The organism is Nitratireductor sp. ZSWI3, from assembly GCF_024655565.1.
Classification (GTDB): Bacteria; Pseudomonadota; Alphaproteobacteria; order Rhizobiales; family Rhizobiaceae; genus Nitratireductor.
This window is the reverse complement of the sequence record NZ_JANKOF010000151.1, coordinates 1-6,952: the sequence shown is the minus strand read 5'-3', so window position 1 is coordinate 6,952 and position 6,952 is coordinate 1. Positions and strand designations below refer to the sequence as shown.

General features: G+C 66.3%; 8 protein-coding genes. 1 reads left to right on the top strand and 7 read right to left on the bottom strand.

Annotated features, from left to right (window positions below):
- Positions 1 to 47: 47 nt before the first annotated feature.
- The 4 genes from thpD to ectA are packed head-to-tail and all read right to left on the bottom strand — an operon-like array spanning position 48 to position 3,354.
- Positions 48 to 980, bottom strand: coding sequence for an ectoine hydroxylase (thpD, locus tag NUU27_RS24395; protein WP_257764898.1), 933 nt, complete (start codon positions 978 to 980; stop codon positions 48 to 50).
- A gap of 41 nt (positions 981 to 1,021) precedes the next feature.
- Complete coding sequence (locus tag NUU27_RS24390) at positions 1,022 to 1,414, bottom strand: ectoine synthase (RefSeq protein WP_257764897.1); 393 nt, start codon at positions 1,412 to 1,414, stop codon at positions 1,022 to 1,024.
- 5 nt (positions 1,415 to 1,419) lie between these two features.
- Positions 1,420 to 2,709 (bottom strand): diaminobutyrate--2-oxoglutarate transaminase, encoded by a 1,290-nt coding sequence (ectB, locus tag NUU27_RS24385; protein WP_257764896.1) that lies wholly within the window; start codon positions 2,707 to 2,709, stop codon positions 1,420 to 1,422.
- 45 nt (positions 2,710 to 2,754) lie between these two features.
- Complete coding sequence (gene ectA, locus NUU27_RS24380; RefSeq protein ID WP_257764895.1) at positions 2,755 to 3,354, bottom strand: diaminobutyrate acetyltransferase; 600 nt, start codon at positions 3,352 to 3,354, stop codon at positions 2,755 to 2,757.
- Positions 3,355 to 3,573: 219 nt separating this feature from the next.
- On the opposite strand from ectA, the gene NUU27_RS24375 reads away from it, so the two are divergent.
- On the top strand, positions 3,574 to 4,065 hold the full coding sequence (locus tag NUU27_RS24375; protein WP_257764894.1) for a MarR family winged helix-turn-helix transcriptional regulator: 492 nt from the start codon (positions 3,574 to 3,576) through the stop codon (positions 4,063 to 4,065).
- A 55-nt stretch (positions 4,066 to 4,120) separates the two neighbouring features.
- Here NUU27_RS24375 and NUU27_RS24370 read toward each other — a convergent pair whose 3' ends face one another.
- The 3 genes from NUU27_RS24370 to NUU27_RS24360 form a co-directional block, all read right to left on the bottom strand.
- Positions 4,121 to 5,368 carry a flavin-dependent oxidoreductase gene (locus tag NUU27_RS24370; protein WP_257764893.1) on the bottom strand — a complete coding sequence of 416 codons (1,248 nt, stop codon included), beginning with the start codon at positions 5,366 to 5,368 and terminating at the stop codon, positions 4,121 to 4,123.
- Positions 5,369 to 5,550: 182 nt separating this feature from the next.
- Positions 5,551 to 5,862, bottom strand: coding sequence for a hypothetical protein (locus NUU27_RS24365; protein ID WP_257764892.1), 312 nt, complete (start codon positions 5,860 to 5,862; stop codon positions 5,551 to 5,553).
- Between the two features lie 8 nt (positions 5,863 to 5,870).
- Positions 5,871 to 6,952, bottom strand: a 1,082-nt coding sequence (locus tag NUU27_RS24360; RefSeq protein ID WP_257764891.1) for an autotransporter domain-containing protein, incomplete at its 5' end; no start/stop codon positions are given.

The window sequence follows — 6,952 nt, the reverse complement described above, 5'->3', positions numbered from 1 at the left end:
CCTCCCCGCCCGAAGGCGGGGAGGCCGGCAGGCCCTGTTCTCTTCGCTCAGGCCAGCTTGCCGTTCGCGATCTCGATCGCCGCCGGCTTGCCGCGTTCGGCGAGGAAGTCCGGCCGTGCCTTCGGTGCGGCGAAGGGCTCTTCCAGCCTGTTCGAGACCGCGTTGAACACGAAGAAGGCATTGGAGCGCGAGAATGGCGTGATGTTGCCGTTCGAGCCGTGCATCGTGTTGCAGTCGAAGAAGACCAGCGTGCCGGCCTTGCCGGTGGCGGCGGTGATGCCGTGGGCCTCGGCAAGCCTTGCCAGGGCGGCGTGCGAGGGCACGCCCACCTCCTGCTTCTTCAGCGACGACTTGTGGTTGTCCTGCGGCGTGGCTCCGACGCAGGCGACGAAGTGCTTGTGCGAGCCGGGCATCAGCATCAGCGGACCGTTCAGCGCGTCGTTGTCCGTCAGGAGCAGCGAAGCGGAGACGGCGCGCATGCGCGGCATGCCGTCCTCGGCGTGCCAGGTCTCGAAATCCGAGTGCCAGTAGAATTCCTTGCCCGTGAAGCCCGGCTTGTAGTTGAGCCGCGACTGGTGGACATAGACGTCGTCGCCGAGCAGGAAGCTGGCGATGCCGGCGAGGCGGCGGTCGCGCGCCAGCCGATCGAAGAGCGGGCTCTGCTCCGGCAGCTTGAAGACGGTGCGCACCTCGTCCGAGCCGGGTTCGGTGATGACGCTGCCCTCCATCAGCGGACGCTCGCCGCCGCGCAGCGCCGCCGATTCAGCCTTGAGCGCCTCGACTTCCGCGGCGGAAAAGACGTCGTTCAGGATCAGAAAGCCGTCGCGGTCGAAACGGTCCGCCTGCTGGGCCGTCAGCGGTGCATCGGGGCGCCACTGGCTCCAGACGATCTTGTCCTTGCGGGGCAGAAAGCGCTCCTCGGGCAGGCGGCTCGGATACGGGTCCCGACTTCGGTCTTGTTCCTCGGATATTGCTGTCATGGTCGTCTCCTGATCTGGGGTTTCGGTGTTGACGGGCCGCCTCAGGCGTCTTCGAGGGCGTAGGAGCCGTCGGCCTGATGCACCTCCTTGCCGCTCACCGGCGGGTTGAAGGCGCAGGCCATGACCATCGGCTTATCGGCATCGGCGCGCAGGATGTGCTTGTCGTGCTTGTCGAGCGCATACATGACGCCGGGGCGGATCGGGTGGAGCCTGCCGGTGGCGAGATCCTCGATGGAACCGGTGCCGTCAACGCAGTAGACGCATTCCAGGTGGTTCTTGTAATGCATGTGCAGCTCGGCGCCGGCGTGGATGGTGGTGATGTGGAAGGAAAAACCCATCCCGTCCGCCTTCAGGAGCAGCCGCACGCTGTCCCAGCCGTCCGAGAAGACATGGCGTTCGGTGTTCTTCGCTTCGTTCAGGTCTCTGACGATCATGATCGTTACTCCGCTGCTATCCTTGCGTTCTTGACGGTTTCGATGGCGGCGGCTTCCAGGATGTCGAGGCCGCGCGCAAAGGTTTCCTCGTCGATGGTGAGCGGGCAGAGCACCTTGACCACCTCATCATGGGCGCCGGACGTCTCGATGACGAGGCCGTCGCGGAAAGCACGGCGGCAGATCTCGCCGGCCGTATCGCCCGAGCCGACGTCGACGCCCATCATCATGCCGCGACCCTTGACGCGGGCGCCGGGAACGGCGACGGCGATCTTCCGCAGCCGCTGTTCCAGATAGTCGCTGCGCTCGGCGATCGCCGCCCGGAAGGCATCGTCCGCCCAGAATTTCTCCAGCGCCACGCGCGCGGTCACGAAAGCATGGTTGTTGCCGCGAAAGGTGCCGTTGTGCTCGGCCGGTCCGAAGACGTCGTATTTCGGCTTCACCAGCATGGCGGCGAAGGGAAGCCCGTAGCCCGAAAGCGACTTGGCAAGGGTAATGATGTCCGGCGAGATGCCCATCTCCTCGAAGGAGAAGAAGTGGCCGGCGCGGCCGCAGCCGGCCTGAATGTCGTCGACGATCAGCAGCGCTCCATGGGCATGGGCGATCTCGCCGATGCGCCGTATCCAGTCGCGCGAGGCCGCGTTCAGGCCGCCTTCCCCCTGCACGGTCTCGAGCAGGATCGCGGCGGGTTTTTCGACTCCGCTGGAAGGCTCCGCCAGAAGACGATTGAGGAGATCGGCGGTGTCGATCTCGTCGCCCATCGCCCCCTCATAGGGCATGTGGGTGACATGCTGCAGCGGCACGCCGGCGCCGCCCCGGTGATAGCCGTTGCCGGTGGCGGCCAGGGCGCCCAGCGTCACGCCATGGAAGCCGTTGGTGAAGGCGATGACGTTCTGGCGGCCGGTCGCCTTGCGGGCCGCCTTCAGCGCCGCCTCCACGGCGTTGGCGCCGGTCGGACCCGTGAACATCACGCGGTGGTCCATGTCGCGCGGGCGCAGGATCAGCCGCTCGAAGGTCTTGAGGAATTCGGCCTTGGCATCGGTGTGCATGTCGAGCCCGTGCGCAAGGCCGTCGCGCTCGATGTGCTCGATCAGCGCTCTCTTCATGTCCGGGTCGTTGTGGCCGTAGTTCAGCGTCGAGCAGCCGGCCAGGAAGTCGATGTAGACGCGGCCGGACTTGTCGGTCAGCGTTGCGCCCTCGGCCTTCACGAACACGGCCGGGAAGCTGCGGCAATAGCTGCGCGCCTCGGATTCGCGTCGTGTAAAGATCTGTTTGTCGTCCGTCGTGACGGTCGTCATGGTTTTTCCTTCGGTTGATTTTCGGGGCGTGGCGGGATGGGCGGCTCAGGCGGCGTCGTCGCCGCGCACCCAGGCGCCGTTGCGGGCTGTGGTCCATGGACGATCGGGGGCGGCGGCATGTGCCGCCAGATCGATCGTCACCATGTGCTCGGTGGGGTGCCTGCCGTCGAAATGCGCATCCTTGCGGAAATAGGGCTCGTGGCCCAGCGCGCCGCCGCAGGCCCGGGCGAGCGAGGAGAACAGGGCCCAGCTCGCCTTGTTGTCGGCGGTGATGGTGGTCTGCAGCCGGTCGACGCTTTCGCAGGCCTCGCGCTGCAGGAGTTCCCACAGCAGCCTCTTGCCGACGCCCATCCCCTGCACGCGCCGATCCACCGCCACTTGCCAGACAAAGAGCGTGTCCGGCTCGTCGGGCAGAAGATAGGCCGAAATCCAGCCCACCAGGGCGGCGTCGGCGGCCCTTTCGGCCACCACGCATGTGTCGCCGAAATGGTCGCACTGGAGCAGGTTGCAGTAGAGGGAATTGCTGTCGAGGGGCTCGCAGGATCCGATGAGCCGCCAGATGCTCGCACCGTCCCGTGTGCGCGGGGGACGGTAGGTGATGTCGGGCGTTCGCTTGCGCACCAGCGTGATGTCTTCGATGGTCATTGGTCTCCTCGTTCAGCCGCCAGATACTATGACTATCGAAGGATTTTTCAACCACCTGAATCAGTTTGCAGGCGATATCGCTCGTAAACCCATGCTCTGTATGGATTCTTGAGGTCAATTTTATTCGCTAATCAAATTATTTTTTGTCTGCTATCCCTGCTGGAGGAGAGCGCGCGCCACAGAACCGCGCCAGACGAGACGGAAGTGGGGAACGGCGGTATGGAAGATCGCACCGAGACGAGCCTGATCGCGCTTCGTCGCATCCTGCGGGCGACGGAGCTCAACGCACGGACGCTGGCGCGCGCGACGGGTCTGACCACGCCGCAACTGATCGTGCTGGAGATCGTCGCCGCGGCCGGGCGCGCGACGCCGAAGGACATCTCCGGCAAGGCCGGCGTCGGCCAGGCGACCGCGACATCGCTGGTCGACAAGCTGGAGGCGCGGGGGCTCGTCACGCGCACCCGCAGCGAGCGCGACAAGCGAGTCGTCTGGGTGTCACCGACGGAGGCAGGCCGCGCGCTTCTCAAAGCGGCGCCCGATCCCCTGCAGAAGACCTTCTCGGCGCAGTTCGAGGCCTTGCCCGACTGGGAGCAGGCGATGATCGTCGCCGCCCTGGAGCGGGTCGGCGCCATGCTCAACGCCGGAACGCTCGACGCGGCGCCGCTGCTCGACGTGGGGGCGGTGGACCGGGTGGAGCGTCACGACAAGTAGCCTCCCCTCGAGCGACCCGTCGGCGGTGAGGGCCGACCGGGCCGGCGCGGGCGGCCTATCGTCTTTCGCCCTGCTTCGGCCCCGCAAATCCGGCCATGGAAGCATAGCCGCGGACAACGCTTTTTCGCTCCTCGTATGAAGCGACTGCATCGATGTCGTCGAAGCCGTCCGGCGCCCGTGCCTCGATCATGTCGATGACGGCTTCCGGCCCGCCCTGGCGGTTGGCGTGCACGATGGCGGCCGTCGCCGGCCGGCGTTGGTCGTCATAGGCCGAAAGAGACGCTTCGATCGTCTCTCCCGCGGCCAGCCGGCCGGCAAGGCACTCCGCATCGAGAATGGCCTGGCTGGCACCGTTCGAGCCCACGGGATACATGGGATGCGCGGCATCGCCGAGCAGCGTCACCCGTCCGAACGACCAGCGGGGCAGGGGTTCGCGATCGCAATTGGGATATTCGAAGAAGCCGCCCGTCGCTTCGATGATCTCTGCAGGATCGACATAATCGAGGCGGAAGCGGTCGCGCACGAACGGCAGGACCTGCGCGAGCATGCCGGGCCGGCTCCAATCGCCGAGGGAAAAGCGCCGTGACGCGCTCTCGTCGGTTCGCGCCATCACCGCCCAGTTGGTCAGGCGTGTCCCCGGGTCGCCCGGATCTTCCTCGATCGGATAGAACACGAACTTGGCGAAATTGCCGCCGGCGATCGCCATGGTGCGGCCGTCGCGCCATGTCGGCCATCGTGTCGCGCCGCGCCACAGCATCACGCCGTTCCAGATCGGCGGCCCTTCGTTCGGATAAAGCTGCGCCCGCACGGCCGAATGTATGCCGTCCGCACCGATCAGCAGGTCGCCGCGAGCCTGGCTCGTCGATCCGTCATGCCCTGCAAGGTGCACCAGAACTCCGTCTGCGGTCTGCTCGAAGCTCTCGACACGGCATCCGGTTTTGACGGCTCCGCTGCCGAGCCTCTCGGCCACGGCCTTGTGGATCAGCCCCAGCAGCCTGCCGCGATGGATGCTGATCTGCGGCACGTCGTGACCGGCCTCGAGGCCTCGCAGCTCCTGCCACACGACCTGGCCGAAGCGATTCGCATAGACGAGCTCGCGCGTGCGGATGCCGGCGGCATCGAGAGCCGGCATCAGGCCGAGATCCGCCAGCAAGCCGACGGCGTGCGGCAGCATGTTGATGCCGACGCCGAGTTCGCGCAGCGTCTCGGCCCGCTCGAAGATCTCGACCTCTATCCCCACCCGATGCAGAAACAGGGCGGTGGTCAGTCCGCCGATGCCGGCTCCTGCGATCAGTGCTTTCATGACGATCCTCCCGGTTGCGGATTATCGAGCCGCCACCGAAACGGTGACGGCATGCCTCGATGGCCCTCCCGCCGCCTGATCAAGCTGTCGCAGGCCCTCCGCCCGCGAGGCCAACACCGAAGCCGGAATGTTCGGCGATCTTGTGTTCCTTCCGCGCCTTCGGGCAAACACCGGCCAGGGCTCTATCGGTCCACCCTCAATATGGCCACAACGAAATCACCGGCAAACCTGTCGCTGACCAGCGGAGGCTGCTCGGTGGGCTTGCCGTAGGTGAGCTTCTGCCAGTGGCCGGTGGGCGGTCTGGGAACGTCGTGCCGGTCACACGCCTTTGCCACGTGATCGTTGCGAACGCCGTAGAGCCTGGCGATCTCCGTCATCGGCTTTGACCAGACCAGCTCGTAGAGCGCCGTCCGGTTCAGGCACAATTTTCCCCTGTCCTTGGCGCCCGAAGAGCTTTCCTCGGATGCCAGGGGCTCTGCTTCTGAATCATACATATCGGCCCTCACCACTTGACGCTCAGGCCGAGATTGCCCTCGAAGATCTCCGTCTTTTCGCCGCTGAGATCGGTCGTGTAGTCGGCGGTGGCGAACAGGCTGACCTTTTCCGAAAGCCGCGCGACGATGCCGCCGCCGAGCTCGAGCGAGGTGCCGTCGATCTCGGTGACGATCGGGTTGCCGTCGAAGCTGATCGTCTGGTCGGCGGAGAAATTGTGCCAGAGATTGGCCTTCAGATACGGCTGGATCATGCCCATGCCGGTTTCGAAATTGCCCTGCAAGCGCAGGCCGAGCCGACCGGTGACCACATCGTCGGCATCGAAGGAGACCGACGAGAACCTGTCGCGCTGGTCGTCGAGCGAGAGGTGGTTCCAGACGAGCTGCGCCTGCGGCTCCAGGGTCCATTGCGGCGTCAGGGCGAAGGGATAGCCGCCTTCCAGCGAGGCGGTTATTCCGGTCCCGTCGATGTCTATGCCGATATCGCCGCTCGACGTGGCGTCGCCGCCATACCAGGTGCCCATCAGGATCGCATCGAGATACCAGCCGCGCGGCCCGATGTGGGTCCAGTAGCCGCCGAAACTGGTGCCGCTGGCGTCGATGTCGCCGACGGCAAGGCCGTTCCAGCCGAGCGCCTGGCCCTTCACGTCGCCGTCCATGCTGGCGTGGGCGATGAACAGGCCGATGCGGTCGTGATGGCCGTTTCCCGACTCCCAGCCGAAGACGTCCTGCCCGACCTGGAAGCCGAACAGGCTGCCGTCGAAGCTGGGCGACACGGTGCCGCCCCAGCCCATCTCGGCGCTCTGGCCGAAGACCCGCGCCCAGCTCGTCGGCAACCACCCGCCGCCCTGGAGCAGGGCCTGCTCGCCGCGGCGCTCGTGGAACGTGCCGAGCGTCGACAGCGCCAGATGATGGGCGACCGGCGGTACGACCGCATAGGTCGGCACCTCGATGCGGTAGAGCGGCACGACCTCGGCAATGACCGGGGTGGCTCCGGGCGTCGGCGGTGTGGCCGTTCCGCCCGGTGTGGGTACGGGAGCGGCTTCAGTGGGTGGGGGCGGTGGCGCCGGCGGCGGATCGGCCGGCTCGGCCG

Excerpts from the sequence above, each read along its gene's own strand:
- thpD (WP_257764898.1), bottom strand. The coding sequence starts at position 980 with ATGACAGCAATATCCGAGGAACAAGACCGAAGTCGGGACCCGTATCCG.
- NUU27_RS24390 (WP_257764897.1), bottom strand. The coding sequence starts at position 1,414 with ATGATCGTCAGAGACCTGAACGAAGCGAAGAACACCGAACGCCATGTC.
- ectB (WP_257764896.1), bottom strand. The coding sequence starts at position 2,709 with ATGACGACCGTCACGACGGACGACAAACAGATCTTTACACGACGCGAA.
- ectA (WP_257764895.1), bottom strand. The coding sequence starts at position 3,354 with ATGACCATCGAAGACATCACGCTGGTGCGCAAGCGAACGCCCGACATC.
- NUU27_RS24375 (WP_257764894.1), top strand. The coding sequence starts at position 3,574 with ATGGAAGATCGCACCGAGACGAGCCTGATCGCGCTTCGTCGCATCCTG.
- NUU27_RS24370 (WP_257764893.1), bottom strand. The coding sequence starts at position 5,368 with ATGAAAGCACTGATCGCAGGAGCCGGCATCGGCGGACTGACCACCGCC.
- NUU27_RS24365 (WP_257764892.1), bottom strand. The coding sequence starts at position 5,862 with ATGTATGATTCAGAAGCAGAGCCCCTGGCATCCGAGGAAAGCTCTTCG.